Here is a 17,880-nt window from a genome sequence, read left to right on the forward strand (position 1 = left end):
GGTAGAGGGGTCTGAATCGACGGCGCCACCGCCAGGTGGCGACATGCGCGGGAGCTGGATCAGCTCTGGTGCTTGAGGATGTAGTCGGTCGCGTCGCCGACCGTCTTGAGGTTCTTGACGTCGTCGTCGGGGATCTTCACGTCGAAGCGCTCTTCGGCGGCGACGACCACCTCGACCATGGACAGCGAGTCGACGTCCAGGTCGTCGGTGAAGGACTTGTCCACCTGGACGTCCTCGGTCGGGATGCCGGCGATCTCGTTCACGATCTCGGCGAGACCCTTGACGATCTCTTCCTGAGTGGCGGCCATGATGGCGCTCCTTCGGTCATTTTAAGGGGAAACTGCGTTACTTGTGGTGAAGGTCCGTGCGGCGGCCGACACGTCCGAGGACATGCGGTGCTGCGCAGATCTTGCCTAGGGGAGGGTAACGACCGTCGCGGCGTAGACGAGACCCGCCCCGAAGCCGATGACCAGCGCGGTGTCGCCGCTCTTGGCCTGCCCGGTCGCCAACAGCCGCTCCATGGCGAGCGGAATGGAGGCTGCCGAGGTGTTGCCGGTGGTCTCCACGTCGCGGGCGACCGTCACGCTCTCCGGCAGCTTCAGAGTCTTCACCATCGAGTCGATGATCCGCATGTTGGCCTGGTGCGGGATGAAGACGTCCAGGTCGTCCGGGCTGACTCCGGCCGCGTCCAGCGCCTGCTGGGCGATCTTCGCCATCTCGAACACCGCCCACCGGAAGACCGCTTGGCCCTCCTGGGTGATGGCGGGGTACCGGATCTCCTCCAGGGCGGGGCGCGCTTCGGGCCCGTCGCCCCCGGGGAGCGGGGTGGAGCGGTAGACGTCCCAGCCGAGGGTCTGCTTGATGGTCTCGGACTTGTCGCCCTCCGAACCCCAGACCGTCGGGCCGATCGCCGGCTCCTTGGCCGGGCCGACGATCACCGCGCCGGCGCCGTCGCCGAAGAGGAAGGCCGTCGCGCGGTCCTCCAGGTCGGTCAGGTCCGACAGCCGCTCGACGCCGATGACCAGGACGTGCTCCGCGCTGCCCTCGGTCACCAGGCCCTTGGCCAGGGTCAGTGCGTAACCGAAGCCCGCGCAGCCCGCCGAGATGTCGAAGGCGGCCGGCTTGCCGGCGCCGATGCGGTGCGCGATCTCGGTCGCGATGGCCGGGGTCTGCTTGAAGTGCGAGACGGTGGAGACGATCACGGCGCCGATCTGCTCGGGCGTGATGCCCGCGTCGGCGATCGCCTTGCCGGACGCCTCGATCGACATGGTCGCGACGGTCTCGTCGGGGCCCGCCCAGTGGCGGGTGGCGATGCCGGACCGCGAACGGATCCACTCGTCGGACGAGTCGATGTGCTTGAGGATCTCCTCGTTCGGCACGACACGGGTCGGGCGGTAGCCGCCGACACCCATGATCCGCGCGTACGGGACGCCCTGCGAGGGCTTGATCTTCGAGGTCATGCGCTTCGGACTCCTATTCGGCCGGTGCAGAGCCTGCTGCGGAGACGACCGGTCCCGCTTCGGCGATCAGTGTGCGGGCCGCGTCGAGGTCGTCGGGCGTCTTGAGGGCGAGGGTCCGCACTCCGGGCAGCGCACGCTTGGCCAGACCGGTGAGCGTACCGCCGGGGGCGGCCTCGATGAGCGCGGTGACGCCGAGCTCCTTGAAGGTCTCCATGCACAGGTCCCAGCGCACGGGGTTGGCCACCTGGCCGACCAGGCGCTGCACCAGCTCCTGACCGGAGGAGACCAGCTGCCCGTCCTTGTTGGAGACGTAACGCGTGTGCGGATCGACGACCGACAGCTTTGAGGTCGCCGATTCCAGGGCCGAGACGGCAGGTGCCATGTGGTGAGTATGGAACGCGCCGGCGACCTTCAGCGGTACGACCCGGCGAGTGCCCTCCGGCTTGTTCTCGACCAGCGCGGCGATCTGCTCGGCGGTGCCCGCGGCGACGATCTGGCCGGCGCCGTTCACGTTCGCCGGGGTCAGGCCCAGCTGCTCCAGGTGCGGGATGACGACGGCCTCGTCGCCGCCCAGCAGGGCGGCCATGCCGGTCTCGGTGACGGCGGCGGCCTCGGCCATCGCCTGGCCGCGCCGGCGCACCAGCACCATCGCGGCCTCGTCGGAGACCGTGCCGGTCAGCGCGGCGGCGGCGAGCTCACCGACGCTGTGGCCGGCCGCCGCGCCGACCTGCGCGGCGAAGTCGTCGGCCGTCGCGAACAGCTGGCGGGCGGAGATCAGGGCGGAGGCCACCAGCAGCGGCTGCGCCACCGCGGTGTCGCGGATCTCCTCCTCGCCGGCCTTCGTTCCGTAGTGGACCAGGTCCAGGTCGATGGCAGCCGACCACTCACGGAGCCGGTCTTCGACACCGGGGAGGTCGAGCCAGGGAGTCAGGAAGCCGGGCGTCTGAGCGCCTTGGCCGGGAGCGACGAGTACGAGCACCCTCACACTCTCTCTTGTGGGTGGTTCCGCCCGCCCGTGGGGACAAGGACGAAGAACCATCGGGGTAATTGTTGGTCTCCGACAAAAGTCTAGGGTTGTGCCTCACCGTCAGCCAGACGCCCCAGAATCAGCGCGATACGGAGTGTGAACGCCGAGCGCACATCGGAGGGCGACCAGCCGGTGACGTCCGTCACACGTCGGAGCCGATAGCGCACGGTGTTGGGGTGGACGAAGAGCATACGGGCGGCGCCCTCCAGGCTGCTCGCCTGCTCCAGATAGACGCTCAGCGTCTCCAAAAGCGCGGACCCCGCCTCCTCCAGCGGTCTGTAGATCTCCTCCACCAGCTGGTCCCGCGCCACCGGGTCCGAGGCCATCGCGCGCTCGGGCAGCAGGTCGTCCGCCAGGACCGGGCGCGGGGCGTCGGGCCATGCGGCGCAGGCCCGCAGTCCGGCGGCCGCGGCCTGCGCGGACCGGGTCGCGGCCAGCAGGTCCGAGACCACCGGGCCGGCCACCACCGGACCGGCCGCGTACGGACCGATCAGCGCCTTCGCCGCCTTGAGCGGGTTGTCGGAGCCGCCCGCGATCACCACCAGGCGGGAGCCCAGCACGCCGGTGAGGACCTGGAGCTTGGCGTGCCGGGCCGCCCGCCGGATCGCCTCCACGGTCAGTTCGCTGTCCCCGTCCGGGGCGGTGCCCAGCACCACGCACACATGCTCGGGGGAGTTCCAGCCCAGCGCCGCCGCCCGCGAGACCGCGCCCTCGTCGGCCTCCCCCGACAGCACCGCGTTGACCACCAGCGACTCCAGGCGGGCGTCCCACGCGCCGCGCGCCTCGGCCGCCTGGGCGTACACCTGGGCGGTGGCGAAGGCGATCTCGCGGGCGTAGACCAGCAGCGCCTCACGCAGCACCGACTCGTCACCCGGGGCGGCGACCTCGTCGATGGCCGCCTCCATGACCTCGATGGTCGTGCGGACCATCTCCACGGTCTGGCGCAGCGTGATCGCCCGGGTCAGCTCGCGCGGCGCGGTACCGAAGACATCGGTGCTGATCGCCTGCGGGGTCTCCGGGTGCCGGAACCATTCGGTGAAGGCGGCGATGCCGGCCTGGGCGACCAGGCCGATCCAGGAGCGGTTCTCCGGGGGCATCGCGCGGTACCACGGCAGCGTGGCGTCCATGCGGGCGATGGCCGCGGCGGCCAGTTTGCCGGACGAGTTCTCCAGGCGCCGGAGGGTCGCGGAGTGCGGGTGCGCGTCGCGCGATGCGGGTTCAGACACGGGACAAGCCTGCACTATCGGGACGGGGAGGTGAGGGGGTGGGGGCTACGGTGGGCCGATGATTGAGGTGCGCAGGGGCCCGGAACGCTATCGGGGCGGCGATCCGGACGCCGGGATCGAGTCGCTGCACGCGTTCTCGTTCGGGCCCCACTTCGACCCGGACAATCTGCGCTTCGGCGCACTGATCGCCTGCAACGAGGAGCGGCTGGCGGCCGGCGCGGGCTTCGACGAGCATCCGCACAGCGACACCGAGATCGTGACCTGGGTGATCGAGGGCGAGCTGACCCATCGCGACTCGGCCGGCCACGAGACCACCGTACGCCCCGGCGATCTCCAGCGGCTCAGCTCGGCGGGCGGCGTACGGCATGTGGAGCGCAACACGGCCGGCCGGCCGCTGCGCTTCGTCCAGATGTGGCTGGCGCCGACCGAATTCGGCGGGGAGCCGTCGTACGAGGTGGTGCGCGGCATCGCCGACGGCACTCCGTACGCGGTCCCGCGGGCCGACGCCCTGCTGCACCTGCGCCGCCTGGCCGACGGCGAGCGCACCGCGGTCCCGGACGCCGCACGGGCGTATGTGCATGTGGTGCGCGGTGCCGTGCGGATCGGCGGGCAGGAGCTCGGGGCGGGCGACGCGGCCCGGATCACCGACGGGGCCGGCCTGGAGCTGACGGGGCTGGCCGCGTCGGAGTGCCTGGTGTGGGAGATGGCGGCGGAGCCCCGATTCGGCTGAGGCGGGTGTGCGGGCCCCGGACGCCCGGTGCCCGCACGCGGTGACGCGAGGTGCCGTCAGGCCAGCTCGGTCAGCACCGCGTCGGTCAGCTTCGGCCAGACCTCGATCGCCCACGGGCCGAAGGCCCGGTCGCTCAGCGCCACACAGGCGGCCCGCGCGTCCGGGTCCACCCACAGGAACGTTCCGGACTGCCCGAAGTGCCCGAACGTGCGGGGTGAGGACAGCGCGCCGGTCCAGTGCGGCGACTTGCCGCCGCGGATCTCGAAGCCCAGCCCCCAGTCGTTGGGCTTCTGATGGCCGTAGCCCGGCAGCACACCCGTCAGACCGGGGAAGACCACCCGCGTCGCCGCCGCGAGCGTCTCGGGCGCGAGCAGCCGCGGTGCCTGGAGCTCGGCCGCGAAGCGGATCAGGTCGGCGACCGTGGAGACGCCGTCCTTGGCGGGCGAGCCGGGCAGCTCGGTCGCGGTCATGCCGAGCGGCGCGAGCACCGCCTCGTGCAGATACTGCGGGAAGGGGATGTCGGTCGCCTTGGCCATGTGGTCGCCCAGCGCCTCGAAACCGGCGTTGGAGTAGATCCTTCGGGTCCCCGGTGCGGCCATCGCGCGCTGTTCGTCGAAGGCCAGCCCCGAGGTGTGCGCGAGCAGATGGCGCACCGTGGAGCCCTCGGGCCCGGCCGGTTCGTCCAGCTCGATCGCGCCCTCCTCGATGGCCAGCAGCGCGGCGTACGCGGCCAGCAGCTTGGTCACCGACGCGAGCGGAAACCGCTGCTCCAGGGGCCCGTACGAGCCGGCCACCGCCCCGTCGGCTCGTACCACGGCGGCCGCGGCGGTCGGCACCGGCCAGTTCTCGATCATCCGGAGGCTCTGCATGCCCACGAGCCTAACGGTCCCAAATTCCGGTCAAGTCTGCGTGTGATCGGCGCTTGCTTGGAGTGCGCTCCAAGTCTCTAGCGTTGAGGACGTCGAGAGGGATCCGGCGAAAGAGCCGGGCGATATCCGGCGAAACAGGGGAGACGGGGCATGACGGTGACGCAGAGCGAGCCGGTCGCGAGCGGCGCGGCCGGCGGACTGCCGACGAAGGTGCGGGACTGCGGCACCGCGCCACCCCACCCGCGTCCGGCCGGCCGGGACCAGTACACGATCGGCGAGGTGGCCGAGCACACCGGGCTCAGCGCCCACACCCTGCGCTGGTACGAGCGGATCGGCCTGATGCCGCACGTGGACCGCACGCACACCGGGCAGCGCCGCTTCACCAACCGCGACCTGGACTGGCTGAGCCTGGTCACCAAGCTGCGGCTGACCGGTATGCCGGTCGCGGACATGGTCCGCTACGCCGAGCTGGTGCGGGCCGGCGAGTCCACCTTCGCCGAGCGGGAGCAACTGCTGACCGCGCACCGCGAGGACGTACGGCAGCGGATAGCGGAGCTGCAGAGCACGCTGGACGTACTCGACTACAAGATCGACATCTATGCCGACGCCCGGCGGGCGTCCGAGAGGTTCTGAGGTCTTAATGAGCAGCAAGAAGATCGAAACGGTCGAGCTGGGCACCGGCGGTCCCCGGGTCGGGGTGCAGGGCCTCGGCTGCATGGGCATGAGCTTCGCCTACGGGCCCACCGACGCCGACGAGGCGCGGGCCACGCTGGAGCGCGCGCTGGAGCTGGGCGTGACGCTCTACGACACCGCCGACATGTACGGCATGGGAGAGAACGAGAAGTTCATCGCCCCGTTCGTCCAGGCGCACCGCGACGAGATCGTGCTCGCCACCAAGTTCGCGATATCGCTCGACCCGGACGACCCGACCAAGCGGATCATCCGCAACGACCGCGCCTACATCCGCCAGTCCGTCGAGGGCAGCCTCAAGCGCCTGGGCGTGGACGAGATCGACCTGTACTACATGCACCGGCGGGATGTGACCGTCCCCATCGAGGAGACGGTCGGCGCGATGGCCGAGCTGGTCGCCGAGGGCAAGGTCAAGCACCTCGGGCTGAGCGAGGTCACCGGCTCCGAACTGCGCGCGGCGCAGGCCGTGCACCCGATCGCGGCGCTGCAGTCCGAGTGGTCGCTGTTCAGCCGGGACATCGAGGACGGTGTGGTGCCGGCGGCCGCCGAGCTCGGCGTCGCCCTGGTCGCCTACTCGCCGCTCGGCCGGGGCTTCCTGACCGGCGCGTTCGTCAGCGCCGACAAGGATCTGAGCGCGGACGACTTCCGCCGCCACCAGCCCCGGTTCACCGGCGACAACGCGGCCGCCAACGCCGCGCTGCTGGCGCCGATCCGCACGATCGCCGAGGCCCGCGGCGCGACGCCCGGCCAGATCGCGCTGGCCTGGGTGCAGCAGCAGGCCGCGGCGCACGGCCTGGCCGTCGTCCCGATCCCCGGCACCCGCAAGCGCACCCGCGTCGAGGAGAACACCGCCGCGACCCGCATCCAGCTGACCGAGCAGGAGCTGGCCCTGCTGGAGCCGATCGCCGCGGAGGTGGCGGGGCCGCGCTACGCGGACATGTCGTTCACGTCGGCGGGGCGGGACTAGGGCCTGTCCCAGGGGCCAGGGTCGGACAGGCCAGGGACGGCGAGGCCGCAAGCACCCGCTGTCGGCTCGGGCCCGGCCGGAAATACCTTCCGCGCCCGCCGCGTTGTGGCCCCGCAGGGGGCGCTCCCACCCCCTAAGGGATGTGTTCGCCCACCCCCTGCGGGGCCACCCCGACGAACCCCACCCCACCCCACCTCACCCCACCCCTACGCCACCCCCAGCGCGAAGAGCGCGAACCCGGCGGCCAGGACCCCCACGAGCGCCCGCCGGGCCCGGGTGACGCCGGTCCAGGGCGTCTCGAACCGACGGGTCGTCCGCGCGATCACCAGCAGGGCCGCGGCGAAGACCGGCAGCCAGGCGATCCGGGCCACGAGCCAGCCGAGCGTGTCGGGCGCGAGGGTCAGCCCCGGTACCGGGCCCAGGAAGGACGCGGGCACGGCCGCCGACAGCAGCGCCGTCTGATGCCAGCACAGGATCGTCATCGCGGAGAGGTTGATGATCACCACCGGCGCCCAGAGCGCCGGCCGGCGCAGGATCCGCGCGAGCCGGTCGCGGAGCAGGATCGCGGCGCCCGACTGGGCCGCGGCCAGGGCCAGGACCAGCAGCGACGGCGGATGGGAGTTCGTGCGGTCCTGACCGGGGACGCCGACCATGCTCGCCGGGTAGTCGAAGCACAGCAGCAGCACGGCGAACAGCGCGGTCCCGCCGAGCAGCAGTGCCCACGCGGCACGTCTGCCGAGCCGCCGCTCACCCCAGCAGACCCCGAGCTGGTAGGCGAACATCCAGCCGGGGAGCAGGTTCAGCAGGCTCAGCCAGGACGGCATGTCCGGCGCCGCCGGCCCGTAGCGCAGGAAGTCCACCGCCGCCACGGCCGCCGCCAGCGGCGCCGCGGCCCAGGCGCCCGTCCGCCGCGCCGCGCGGACGCAGTACGGCGTCAGTGCGGTGATCACCGTGTAGACGCCGACGAACCACAGCGGCTGGATCACCAGCGTCGCCCCGGTCCGCAGCGTCGCCTCCGGCACCCCCAGGCCGTACAGCAGCGGCGCCAGCGTCGCCCACACCGCCGTCACACCGAGGACCGGGCGCCCCAGCCGGACCAGCCGGCCGCGCAGCCAGTCGCCGGCGGACCCGCCCCGCGCCGTGGCGCGCCGGAAGGACAGCACCGAGGCGTAGCCGCCGACCAGGAAGAAGATGCCGAGCATCTGCAGCACCCAACTGGCGGGCGCGAGAAAGCGGAAGGAGGTCAGCGGACTGGCGTTGTGCAGCGCGCCGTCGGCGTCGAGGGTGAAGCCGCCGAGCAGCCAGTGGCCGGTGGGCACGGCGAGCAGCGCCAGCGCGCGCAGACCGTCGATCGCCCGGTCGCGGTCCGCCGGGGTGCGGTCCTCGATCGCGCGGACGGCCTTGCGGGCCGCGCCGCCGAGGGCTGCCGGGAATGCGGTGTCCATGAGGCGTCCTTGAGTCCGTGAACCGGTGAGGTGGGGTGAGGAGCGGTGAAGGGGCCGGGGGGCGGACGCTGCGTCAGCGCACGTCGCCGTAGCGGCCCAGCACGATGGCCGCGAAGCTCTGCAGGGAGTCGGTACCGGGCGCGAGGTAGCCGGTGTGGCCCTCGGCGCCTTCGGCGGCGACGCGGCGGGCGCCGAACGCGGGGTCGGTGGGGTCCGTGCCGTGGCCCAGCCCCAGCAGCCGTACGTGGGGGACGTCGCCGATCCAGTCCGAGGCGTCCCGTGCCGCCCAGACCCGTGCCGGCCCGTGCAGCTCCGCCACGCTGTCCTGGCGCATACCGGGGGAGCCGAACACGATCAGGTCGGCTATCGGGCCGCGGCCCGGCAGCGGTGCCGCCAGACCGCAGACCACCGAGCCGTAGCTGTGGCACAGCACGGCCGGGGCCGGGGCCTTGACGGCGGCCAGCCCGGACAGGAAGCGGGCCAGCCGCGGCGCGCCGGCTTCGGCGAGCCGCCCGGTGGCGGCGTCCGGACCGAGGCCCACCGGGGTGGTGTACCCGACCCAGGCGATGACCGCGGTACGCGTGGCGGGCGCGTCGGCGGCCAACTGCGCCCGCAGCGACCTCGCCATCCCGGTGGGCGTGCCGTACGGGTCCCGCGCGCGGTCGAACGAGGCCAGGTCGATGTCCGAGCCCGGCACGATCACCGCGGTGCGTTCGGCGCGCGCCAAGTCGCCGTGCACCTCGGCCACTTGGCCGCGGCCGCGCGGGTCGAAGGCGAGGATCCGGCGGCCGGGCGCGAGCAGCGCGGCGCAGCGGTCGGCCGCCTTCCGGGCCTGCCGGTGGTCCTCCAGGGTGCCGGCCGGGTCGGTGCTGCGGGCCAGCTGGCGGCCGCGTTCCGCCTTCAGGGTCAGGGAGTTGGCCTCGTACCGCAGGGCGAGGGGCGCACCGTCGAGGTTGCCCACGGTGAGCGGGTGCCGGGCGGCGAGAGCGTGCTGCTGGGTATCGGTCAGCGAGGCGAAGAAACGGGCGACCTCGGCCGGCCGCGCGCTCGCCGGGTCCGGCAGCCGGACGCCGAGGGTGTGGTCGGCGCGCCAGGCGGCGGCGCCGGGCGCGGGGCCGGTGACGGCGGTCTGTGCGGTGCCGGCCGCCCAGCCGCCGGTGCCGGCGGCCACGGCGACCGCGAGTGCGGCGCCGATGAGCGCGCGCCTGCTGCGTCGAACGGCGGTGCGCAGCACGGACATGGTGGTGTCTCCCTCTCCCGTTGGTGTGGCGGAGGGAAACGTAGGAAGCCGGTGGGTGACGCGGCGTCACACCGGGGCGCCAACTCCCGGGTGATACCGGAGTAGGGGGTGCGGGCCGCCCCTCGTCCTCGGGGAGGAGGGCGCCGTTACCGCTCCCCGGGGGCCACCAGCCCCGACTCGTACGCGAAGATCACGGCCTGCGCCCGGTCCCGCAGCTCCAACTTGGCGAGCACCCGGCCGATATGGGTCTTCACCGTCTGCTCGGCGAGGATCAGCGCATCGGCGATCTCCTGGTTCGACAGGCCCCGGGCGATCAGCTCCAGCACCTCCGTCTCCCGCGGGGTCAGGCCGTTCAGCCGGAGCGAGGCCCGGTCCTTGCGGGGCGCCGGCCGCCGGGCGAAGTCGGCGATCAGCCGCCGGGTCACGGACGGTGCGAGCAGCGCCTCACCGGCCGCCACGACCCGGACCGCGGAGATCAGATCGGCCGGCGGGGCGTCCTTGAGCAGGAACCCCGAGGCACCCGCGCGCAGCGCTTCGTAGACGTAGTCGTCGACGTCGAAGGTGGTCAGCATCAGCACCTTCGGACGATGGGTGACGCCGATGGGCGGATCGAGCAGCCGGCGGGCCGCCTCCAGCCCGTCCATCTCCGGCATCCGGACGTCCATCAGCACCACATCGGGGTGCGTCCGGCGGCTGAGCTCCACCCCCTGCACCCCGTCCGGCGCGTCGCCCACCACATCGATGTCGCACTGCGCCGCGAGCAGCGCGGCGAACCCCGCGCGCACCATGGCCTGGTCGTCGACGATGATCACGCGGGTGGTCATACGGAGTCGGCATCCTTCGTGGGGAGGGCGGCGGTCGGGGAGGGCGGCGGCGAGAGCGGGAGTTGAGCGGCGACGCGGAAGCCGCCGTCGGGCAGTGGACCGGTGTCGAGCGAGCCGCCCACCAGGCGCACCCGCTCGCGCATACCGACCAGGCCGTGGCCGGTTCCGGTGGTCTCCAGCGGCTCGGACGGCGCGGGCGGCGCGGAGTTGACGACCAGCAGCGTCAGCCGCGAGCCGTCCGCGGTGGTCGTCACCGACACCCGGGTCCGCGCGCCCGGGGCATGCCGCACCACATTGGCCAGCGCCTCCTGCACGATGCGGTACGCCGACAGGTCCACCGCCGGTTCGGGCGCCACCGGTTCGCCGGGCAGCGTCAACTCGACCGGCACACCGGCCCGTACGGTCGCCTCGACCAGCTTCGGCAGCATGCCGATACCGGGCTGCGGGGCCTTCTCCGGGCCGCCCTGGCGCTCGGTCTCCTCGCTGCGCAGCACGCCGAGCAGCCGGCGCATCTCCGCCAGGGACTCCCGGGCGGTCGCCGCGATCGAGGCGAACTCGTCCTGGGCATCCTGGGGGATGCCGCCGATGCGGTACGGCGCGCTGTCGGCCTGGACCGTGATCACCGACATGTGGTGGGCGACGACATCGTGCAGTTCACGGGCGATACGGGTGCGTTCCTCCAGCAGGGTGCGGCGGGCGCGCTCGGCCTCGCTGATGGTCTCCTGCTCGATCAACTTCCGCTGGGCGTCGCCCCGTTCCCGCAGCGTGGCGCCCATCAGCAGCATCACGCCGGTGAGTACGAACAGCAGCACCCAGGTGCTCTGGCTGCCGTCGGGGGCGGTCGGCTCCAGCAGGACGCCCGCCGCCCCGGTCGTCAGCCAGACGGCGATCAGGGTGCGGCGGCGCTCGCGCAGCGACAGCGCCAGCATCAGCACGAGATAGCCGACGATCGCCGTCGGCGGCCAGGGCCAGGCGCGGCCGGTGACGCCGTCGGTGACGGCGAGGACCAGGGCGCTCACCACGTCCGCCGCGAAGATCACCCACCAGGCCTGCAGCGGCCGGCTGACCGCGAGCAGCAGCGGCACGGTCTGCGCGGTGGCGAACGCGCCGGCCAGACCGCTGTTCATGCCGTAGTCGTTGCCGAGGACATTGATGGTCGACGGCAGCAGCGACGCCATGAAGGCGAACGCCACGAGGTACGGGACGCCGCGCAGCCAGCCGCTCTGGACGTTGCCGAAGAGCGGCGTGCCGGGCTCGGTCGGATTGCCGAGCTCCGTGGCGAGGACGCGCAGCGCCTGCCGCGCGGTGCGCAGCGCCCTGGTGCGGAGCGGCTCGCGCTCGGCGCCGCGGGCCGGTTCGGGGGGCGGGGGCAGGGTTGGTCCGTTCATCGCGGAGTCAATGTAAGCGGAGCGTGGCCGGCGGTGCGTCATACCGTGGTGCGGGCTTGCACCCCGTACCACGGTATGAGTCCGGTGTCCGGCACCGGTGCGGGGCGCTGCCCGGAGCCGGCCGGCGGAGCGTTCTCACAGCTCCGCCAGCAGCTCGGCCTTCTTCGCGCTGAACTCGTCGTCCGTCAGCAGCCCGGCGTCGTGCAGCTCGCCGAGGTGCCGTATCCGGTCCGCGATGTCCGCCGGGTCCCGGCGCGCGTCCCCGGTCCGCCGGCGCACCGGCTCGCCGTCCGGCGTCTCCTTCGCCGGGTCGGCGGCGCGTACGGCCTGCAGCACCGCGGCCGCGAACGGCAGCGACTCGTGGACGGGGCCGTACCCCAGGCCGAACACCACGGCGGCCGGGTCCTGGTCCGCCTCGCCCGCTCCCGGGTCGCGGGCCCCGCGCTCCAGCAGCCGCAGATGGCCGTTGAAGATCTCCGGCGAGCGCCACTCCACACCGGCCAGCTCGCCGACCGTGAAGGTCTGGTCGCCGCGCTTCCACTTCGCCGACGACGCGCCCGTCCAAAACCAGCGGAAGGCGACCGACCGGCCGTCGAAGGACGCCTTGCCGTCGTACGCCTTGAAGTGCAGCGGGGGCGCCGGCGCGGCCACCAGATGGCGGTCGGCGGGCTCCTTCGCCTCGGGGCTCAGCGCGGTGCGCAGCTCGTCGGCGTAGTACTCGGCGAGCGTCTCGCGTTCGGCCGGCAGCACCAGCCGGTAGGGGTCGGCGTCCTCTTTGAGCTGCCCGGCCGCCGCCTCCATCAGCGGATCGGCGCCGTGTCGTGGCACGGCGTGCAGCACCACCGTGCCACGTCTGCCCTCGGTCACCTCGACAGCGCTCAGCGCCTCGTACGGAATGCGTCGCTCGCCGAGCGCCTGGAACAGCTTCGGCCTGCGGATCCCCCGTTCGAAGCGGATGAGTACGGAGTCGGTGTCGAACTCCCAGACGGCGTGAAAACCGGCCAGCACATCACCCATGCGGCTCATCGTATGCGGGCGGTCGCCCGCCCGTCCCCCTTCCGCACACCTGCCGGAGCCGGCGTGTCACGCCCCGCGACCGCTTGCTCCGTCTCTTGTCCCGTGGACGCCCCCCGTCACGGGGGCGGTTCCCGCAGGCAGGGCCCGTCCCCGGGCGCCGGGCCCTGCCTGCGGCCGCCGGCTGTGGCGCGGTCCGGCCCTCAGACCAGGTCCGTGCTGCACTGCGGATCGGCGGAGGCGCAGTCCACCGAGCTGATCGCACCGACCCCGACCAGCGCGAAGTTGCGCAGGCTGCGGGTGCCGGGCGTGAAGTAGCCGGCGTGCCCGACGGCGCCGTCGGCCGACAGGATCCGCGATCCGAAGGACGGGTCGACCGGGTCGGCGCCGTGGCCGAGCCCGCCGACCTCCAGGTACGGCACGTCCTGGATCCAGTCGTCGGAGTCCCGCATCGCCCAGACCCGGGCGTGGGTGTCCAGCCCGGCGCGGCTGCCGGCCCGCATACCGGGGCTGCCCGCCACCGCGATGTCCTCGACGTTGGCCGGCAGGTCCCGGGCGGCGACGCCGCACACCACGGAGCCGTAGCTGTGGCAGAACAGCGACACGGAGTCGGCCGACGGCAGCGACTTCACCAGGGCGCGCAGCCGGACCGCGCCGGCTTCGGCGAGCTGCCCGGTGGCGGCCTCGACGCCCAGCCCGGACGGCGAGGTGTAGTCGGCCCAGGCGATCACGGCGGTACGCGTGTCCGGGGCGGCGTCCCGCTCGGCGCGGTAGAGGGCCTGAGCCATGCCGACGGGGGCACTGGTCGCCCGCGCGGTGCGCTCGAAGGTCGCGAGGTTGGTGTCCACACCGGGCACCACGACCGAGACCCGCTCCGCGCGCGGGAGGTTGCCGAAGACCTCGGCGGCCCGGCCGCCGTAGGCCGGGTCGAAGGCCAGGATCTGCCGGCCGGGGCTCATCAGCGATTCGAGACGGTGCATCAGCCGGCCCGCTTCCTGGCGGCCGACGGGCGTGAGCCGGTGGTCGGTCATGCGCTTCTTCTCGATCGCCCGGGCGTCGTCGATCGCCAACCGGTTGGCGTGGTAGCGCAGGGCGACGGGGGCGCCGCCCATGTTGCCGACGGCCAGGGGGTAGCGGGCGGCGAGCTGCTGCTGCTCGGCGCGGCTGAGGACGGCGAAGAAGGCCCGGAGCGCGGCCGGCGAGCCGTTGGGGTCGGGCAGCGGGCGCCCGAGGAAGGTGGCGTGCTTCCAGGCGGCCTTGGCGGTGGCCAGGGGGTTGGCGTCCTCCTTGGTTCCTCTGATGGCCGTCCAGCCGGTCATGGCAAGCATCACGAACACCACCACCAAGGCGAGTGCCGCGCGCCAGGCGGTGGACTGCAGGAAACCGGAGGAGGGGCCGAGGCCCGGGAAGGAATTCACCGCGAGCCACCCTAGGAGACGTGGCAGGTCGGCTGGTCCGGCCGTGAGTGATCTCACGTTTCACGCTGGGTATTTCGACCAAAACGGACACGAATTATCGAAATCCGGTGCTCAGCCGTGCAGGAGCGGTCTCATGGGGAGATTAATGGGTTGCGCGGTGGCCGGTGGTCGTCACCCAGGGTTGCCGGCGTCGGCGGCGAGCCGGGTGCCCTCAGCGCCGCGCCCGCCAGTCGTCGTCGATCGCCGGCCCGATGTGGTCCAGATAGGACTGGGTCAGCTCGCGGATGGCCGTCACGCTGCAGTCCTGGCCCTCGCCCCAGACCTTGCCCGCCACCCGCATCACTCCGCTGAACGCGGCGACCAGCACCCGCGGCCGCGGGTCGGTGTCCACGTCCAGTCCCTCGCGCCGGGCGATCAGCCGCGCTATCTGCTCCTCCAGCTCCGAGGAGCGCCGCAGGTGCACGGCGACCAGCGCGGGCGTCGACTCGATCATCTGGTAGGAGCGCATGTGCAGCTCCACCGGGATCACCGACTCGATGGCGCTGCCGATGTCGTCCCAGGCGGCCATCACCGCGCTGCGCAGCGCGGTCAGCGGGGCCTCCGTCGCGGGTCGCGCGCCCAGCTCCTCGATGAAGCGGGCCTCGACCATCTCCGAGACGGCGAAGACGACGTCTTCCTTGTTGGCGAAGTACCGGAAGTACGTGCGCTGGGAGACGTCCACCGCCTCGGCGATCTCGTCGATCGTGGTCGCCTCGTACCCCTGCTGCGTGAACAGCTCCAGGGCCGCGCGGATCAGCGCGTCGCGGGTGCGCTGCTTCTTGCGTTCGCGCAGGCCGCCTGCGGGGGCCGTCTGCGGCGTCGGGGTCGCCATCCTGCGCCGCCTTTCCGTGGAGTTCGTGCTGCTCAGATTACCTGTGAGGGAGATGACAGTTACCGACTCATGAATTGCTTTGTCAACTGTCAGTGGCTGACATTAGTGTCGTCGTATGAGTACTCAGACCCCGGTCGCCGACGCCGCGCCGGAACTTCCCGTACCGGAGCCCCCCAAGGGGCTGCGAGGCCATCCGTGGCTGACTCTTTTCTCCGTCGCCATCGGCGTGATGATGGTCGCCCTGGACGGCACGATCGTCGCCATCGCCAACCCGGCCATCAAGCAGGACCTCGGTGCCTCGCTCGCCGACGTGCAGTGGATCACCAACGGCTACATGCTCGCCCTGGCCGTCTCCTTGATCACGGCGGGCAAGCTCGGTGACCGCTTCGGCCACCGCCAGACCTTCCTGATCGGCATCCTCGGCTTCGCGGCGGCCTCCGGCGCCATCGGGTTCTCCCACGAGGTCGCCCTCGTCATCGTCTTCCGTGTGCTGCAAGGGCTGTTCGGCGCGCTGCTGATGCCCGCCGCACTGGGACTGCTGCGCGCCACCTTCCCGGCCGAGAAGCTCAACATGGCGATCGGCATCTGGGGCATGGTCATCGGCGCCTCCACGGCCGGCGGCCCGATAGTCGGCGGACTGCTGGTCGAGCACGTCAACTGGCAGTCCGTGTTCTTCATCAACGTCCCGGTCGGCGTGCTGGCCCTGGTCCTGGGCCTGGTGATCCTCAAGGACCACCGCGCCGAGAACGCCCCGCGCTCGTTCGACATCCCCGGCATCGTGCTGCTCTCCGGAGCGATGTTCTGCCTCATCTGGCCGCTGATCAAGGCGACGGAGTGGGGCTGGGGCGACATGAAGACCTGGGGCTTCCTGATCGGCGCCGTGGTCCTCTTCGCCCTGTTCGCCGTCCTGGAGACCAAGGTGCGCGAACCGCTCATCCCGCTGCGGATGTTCCGCTCGCTGCCGCTGACCGCCGGCACGGTCCTGATGGTGCTGATGGCCTTCGCCTTCATGGGCGGCCTGTTCTTCGTGACGTTCTACCTCCAGAACGTGCACGGCATGACCCCCGTGGACAGCGGTCTGCACCTCCTCCCGCTCACCGGCATGATGATCGTCGGCTCGCCGCTCGCCGGCGCGCTGATCACCAAGCTCGGCCCGCGCATCCCGCTGGTCGGCGGCATGGTCCTGACCGCCGTCGCCATGTACGGCATGTCCGGCCTGGACACCGACAGCACCACGGGCCCGATGTCCCTGTGGTTCGCCCTGCTCGGCCTGGGCCTCGCACCGGTCATGGTCGGCGCCACCGAGGTCATCGTCGGCAACGCCCCGCTGGAGCTCTCCGGTGTCGCCGGTGGTCTCCAGCAGGCCGCGATGCAGGTCGGCGGCAGCCTCGGTACGGCCGTGCTCGGCGCGGTGATGGCCTCCCGCGTGGACAGCGAGCTGCCGGGCAACTGGCAGTCGGCCGGTCTGCCGCCGGTCCCGCCGGCCAAGGCGTCCGAGCTGTCCGACGCCGTCTCGGCCGGTATCGCACCGGTCCCCAAGGGCACCCCGCCGGAGTTCGCCGCGAAGATCACCTCCGCCGCCCATGACACCTTCGTGTCCGGCATGGGCCTGGCCTTCACGGTCGCCTGCGGCGTGGCGGTCCTCGCGGCCGTCGTCGCGATCTTCACCAAGCGCGGCGCCAACGCCGAGGCGGGCGCCGGCGTCGGCCACATCTGACCGGCCCCCCCTCCATACCGCTGCGGCGCGCGGCCGTCCGAGAAGACTCCTCGGACAGCCGCGCGCCGTTGTCGTGCCCGGCGGCGGGTGCCGGACGTCAGCCTCGGCCGTCAACCACCGCCGGTGGCCCGCATTCCGTCCCACCCGCCGTATGCCGGGCGGGAGTTGGGTCCCGCCGGCGAGGTGAATCGCTCATCCGGATGAGCCGTCGCGGGAACCGGTCGCGCGGAGCGCGGCAATCCAGGCGCCGCCGGTGCGCACCGCACCTCACCAGGCCCCGGGAGAACGGTTTTTGCGGCCCGCCCGCGCCATCCGCCCCGCGTCAACACCGCGCACCGGCACCCCGGCCCGGCGCGTACCGCTCGTCCACATACCCGATCCGGGTGGCAGGGCCGTCACGGCCTTGGCAACCGCGCGGCACCCTCGCGAAGCTCGATGACGAACCCGCCGCGGCCGACCGGCCCGCCGCGGGGCACCGTCGTCCTACTCCACGGGGGAGAGATTCCTATGCGTCCGCGTCCGTCCCACACCACCGCGTTCCTGACCGGCCTCACCGCGCTGGCCGCCGCGCTCACCCTGCCGCCCGCCCTCGGCACACCGGCCGCGCACGCGGCCACCGGCGGGCACCGGGCCGCAGCGACGGGCCACTGCGACGCGGGCGAACTCTGCGTCTGGCGGCGCGCGGACTTCGCCGGCGAGCGGCGGACCTACGAGCTGTCCGGCACCGACATCGAGAGCTGTGTGCCGCTGCCCGAGGGAATGACCGCCGCCTCGCTCGCCAACCGCATGGGCCGGCCGGTCACCACGTACCAGAGCGCACAGTGCGCCGAGACCGCCGAGTTCGACACCTACCCGGGCGGCGGCAGCTATGTGCCCCGGTCCCCGTACCGGGTACGGGCGTTCAAGGTCTGGGAGAGCTGAGCGTGAACATGCGACGCCCCCGGCAGCGGGGTGCTGCCGGGGGCGTCGCACAGGCGATGCGGTACGCCGCGAG

The 17,880-nt window shown here is 72.5% G+C and carries 17 protein-coding genes; 5 read left to right on the forward strand and 12 right to left on the reverse strand.

From position 1 onward, the window contains the following. Window positions 1-59 precede the first annotated feature (59 nt). The 4 genes from AC0680_RS23315 to AC0680_RS23330 all read right to left on the reverse strand — a co-directional run bounded on the left by AC0680_RS23315 (window position 60) and on the right by AC0680_RS23330 (window position 3,713). The gene (locus AC0680_RS23315) at window positions 60-308 is read right to left on the reverse strand and encodes an acyl carrier protein (RefSeq protein ID WP_016572342.1); all 249 of its coding nucleotides are present in this window, start codon (window positions 306-308) and stop codon (window positions 60-62) included. 105 nt (window positions 309-413) lie between these two features. After that, a complete protein-coding gene (locus tag AC0680_RS23320; RefSeq protein ID WP_478631874.1) occupies window positions 414-1,460 on the reverse strand; it encodes a beta-ketoacyl-ACP synthase 3 in 1,047 nt (348 codons plus the stop codon). 13 nt (window positions 1,461-1,473) lie between these two features. Then, window positions 1,474-2,439, reverse strand: coding sequence for an ACP S-malonyltransferase (locus AC0680_RS23325; RefSeq protein WP_478631876.1), 966 nt, complete (start codon window positions 2,437-2,439; stop codon window positions 1,474-1,476). Between the two features lie 89 nt (window positions 2,440-2,528). Then, window positions 2,529-3,713 (reverse strand): PucR family transcriptional regulator, encoded by a 1,185-nt coding sequence (locus AC0680_RS23330; RefSeq protein WP_384427195.1) that lies wholly within the window; start codon window positions 3,711-3,713, stop codon window positions 2,529-2,531. A 58-nt stretch (window positions 3,714-3,771) separates the two neighbouring features. Between AC0680_RS23330 and AC0680_RS23335 the strand changes: the two genes are divergently transcribed. Next, window positions 3,772-4,443 carry a pirin family protein gene (locus tag AC0680_RS23335; RefSeq protein ID WP_478631880.1) on the forward strand — a complete coding sequence of 224 codons (672 nt, stop codon included), beginning with the start codon at window positions 3,772-3,774 and terminating at the stop codon, window positions 4,441-4,443. Window positions 4,444-4,499: 56 nt separating this feature from the next. On the opposite strand, the gene AC0680_RS23340 is transcribed toward AC0680_RS23335, so the two are convergent. After that, window positions 4,500-5,312 (reverse strand): serine hydrolase domain-containing protein, encoded by an 813-nt coding sequence (locus AC0680_RS23340; protein ID WP_478631883.1) that lies wholly within the window; start codon window positions 5,310-5,312, stop codon window positions 4,500-4,502. 150 nt (window positions 5,313-5,462) lie between these two features. On the opposite strand from AC0680_RS23340, the gene AC0680_RS23345 reads away from it, so the two are divergent. Both AC0680_RS23345 and AC0680_RS23350 read left to right on the forward strand, forming a co-directional pair. After that, the gene (locus AC0680_RS23345) at window positions 5,463-5,945 is read left to right on the forward strand and encodes a MerR family transcriptional regulator (RefSeq protein ID WP_478631885.1); all 483 of its coding nucleotides are present in this window, start codon (window positions 5,463-5,465) and stop codon (window positions 5,943-5,945) included. Between the two features lie 7 nt (window positions 5,946-5,952). Next, a complete protein-coding gene (locus AC0680_RS23350; RefSeq protein WP_478631887.1) occupies window positions 5,953-6,969 on the forward strand; it encodes an aldo/keto reductase in 1,017 nt (338 codons plus the stop codon). A 206-nt stretch (window positions 6,970-7,175) separates the two neighbouring features. Here AC0680_RS23350 and AC0680_RS23355 read toward each other — a convergent pair whose 3' ends face one another. The 7 genes from AC0680_RS23355 to AC0680_RS23385 all read right to left on the reverse strand — a co-directional run bounded on the left by AC0680_RS23355 (window position 7,176) and on the right by AC0680_RS23385 (window position 15,169). Further along, on the reverse strand, window positions 7,176-8,414 hold the full coding sequence (locus AC0680_RS23355) for an acyltransferase family protein (protein ID WP_478631890.1): 1,239 nt from the start codon (window positions 8,412-8,414) through the stop codon (window positions 7,176-7,178). A 73-nt stretch (window positions 8,415-8,487) separates the two neighbouring features. After that, complete coding sequence (locus tag AC0680_RS23360; RefSeq protein WP_478631892.1) at window positions 8,488-9,654, reverse strand: alpha/beta hydrolase; 1,167 nt, start codon at window positions 9,652-9,654, stop codon at window positions 8,488-8,490. 146 nt (window positions 9,655-9,800) lie between these two features. Next, a complete protein-coding gene (locus tag AC0680_RS23365) occupies window positions 9,801-10,478 on the reverse strand; it encodes a response regulator (protein ID WP_478631895.1) in 678 nt (225 codons plus the stop codon). Next, window positions 10,475-11,866, reverse strand: coding sequence for a sensor histidine kinase (locus AC0680_RS23370; RefSeq protein ID WP_478631898.1), 1,392 nt, complete (start codon window positions 11,864-11,866; stop codon window positions 10,475-10,477). Before AC0680_RS23370 ends, AC0680_RS23365 begins: the two co-directional genes overlap by 4 nt. A gap of 135 nt (window positions 11,867-12,001) precedes the next feature. Further along, entirely contained in the window at window positions 12,002-12,883 is an 882-nt protein-coding gene (locus AC0680_RS23375) for a DUF4429 domain-containing protein (RefSeq protein ID WP_478631901.1), read from the reverse strand. A gap of 200 nt (window positions 12,884-13,083) precedes the next feature. Further along, window positions 13,084-14,298 carry an alpha/beta hydrolase gene (locus AC0680_RS23380; RefSeq protein ID WP_478631903.1) on the reverse strand — a complete coding sequence of 405 codons (1,215 nt, stop codon included), beginning with the start codon at window positions 14,296-14,298 and terminating at the stop codon, window positions 13,084-13,086. Between the two features lie 211 nt (window positions 14,299-14,509). Then, entirely contained in the window at window positions 14,510-15,169 is a 660-nt protein-coding gene (locus tag AC0680_RS23385) for a TetR/AcrR family transcriptional regulator (protein WP_478631906.1), read from the reverse strand. 115 nt (window positions 15,170-15,284) lie between these two features. On the opposite strand from AC0680_RS23385, the gene AC0680_RS23390 reads away from it, so the two are divergent. Continuing rightward, window positions 15,285-16,886 (forward strand): MFS transporter, encoded by a 1,602-nt coding sequence (locus AC0680_RS23390; protein ID WP_478631908.1) that lies wholly within the window; start codon window positions 15,285-15,287, stop codon window positions 16,884-16,886. Between the two features lie 507 nt (window positions 16,887-17,393). After that, window positions 17,394-17,807 (forward strand): peptidase inhibitor family I36 protein, encoded by a 414-nt coding sequence (locus tag AC0680_RS23395; RefSeq protein ID WP_478631910.1) that lies wholly within the window; start codon window positions 17,394-17,396, stop codon window positions 17,805-17,807. The last annotated feature ends 73 nt before the right edge of the window (window positions 17,808-17,880 follow it).

This window comes from Streptomyces sp. NPDC043738, from assembly GCF_056436545.1.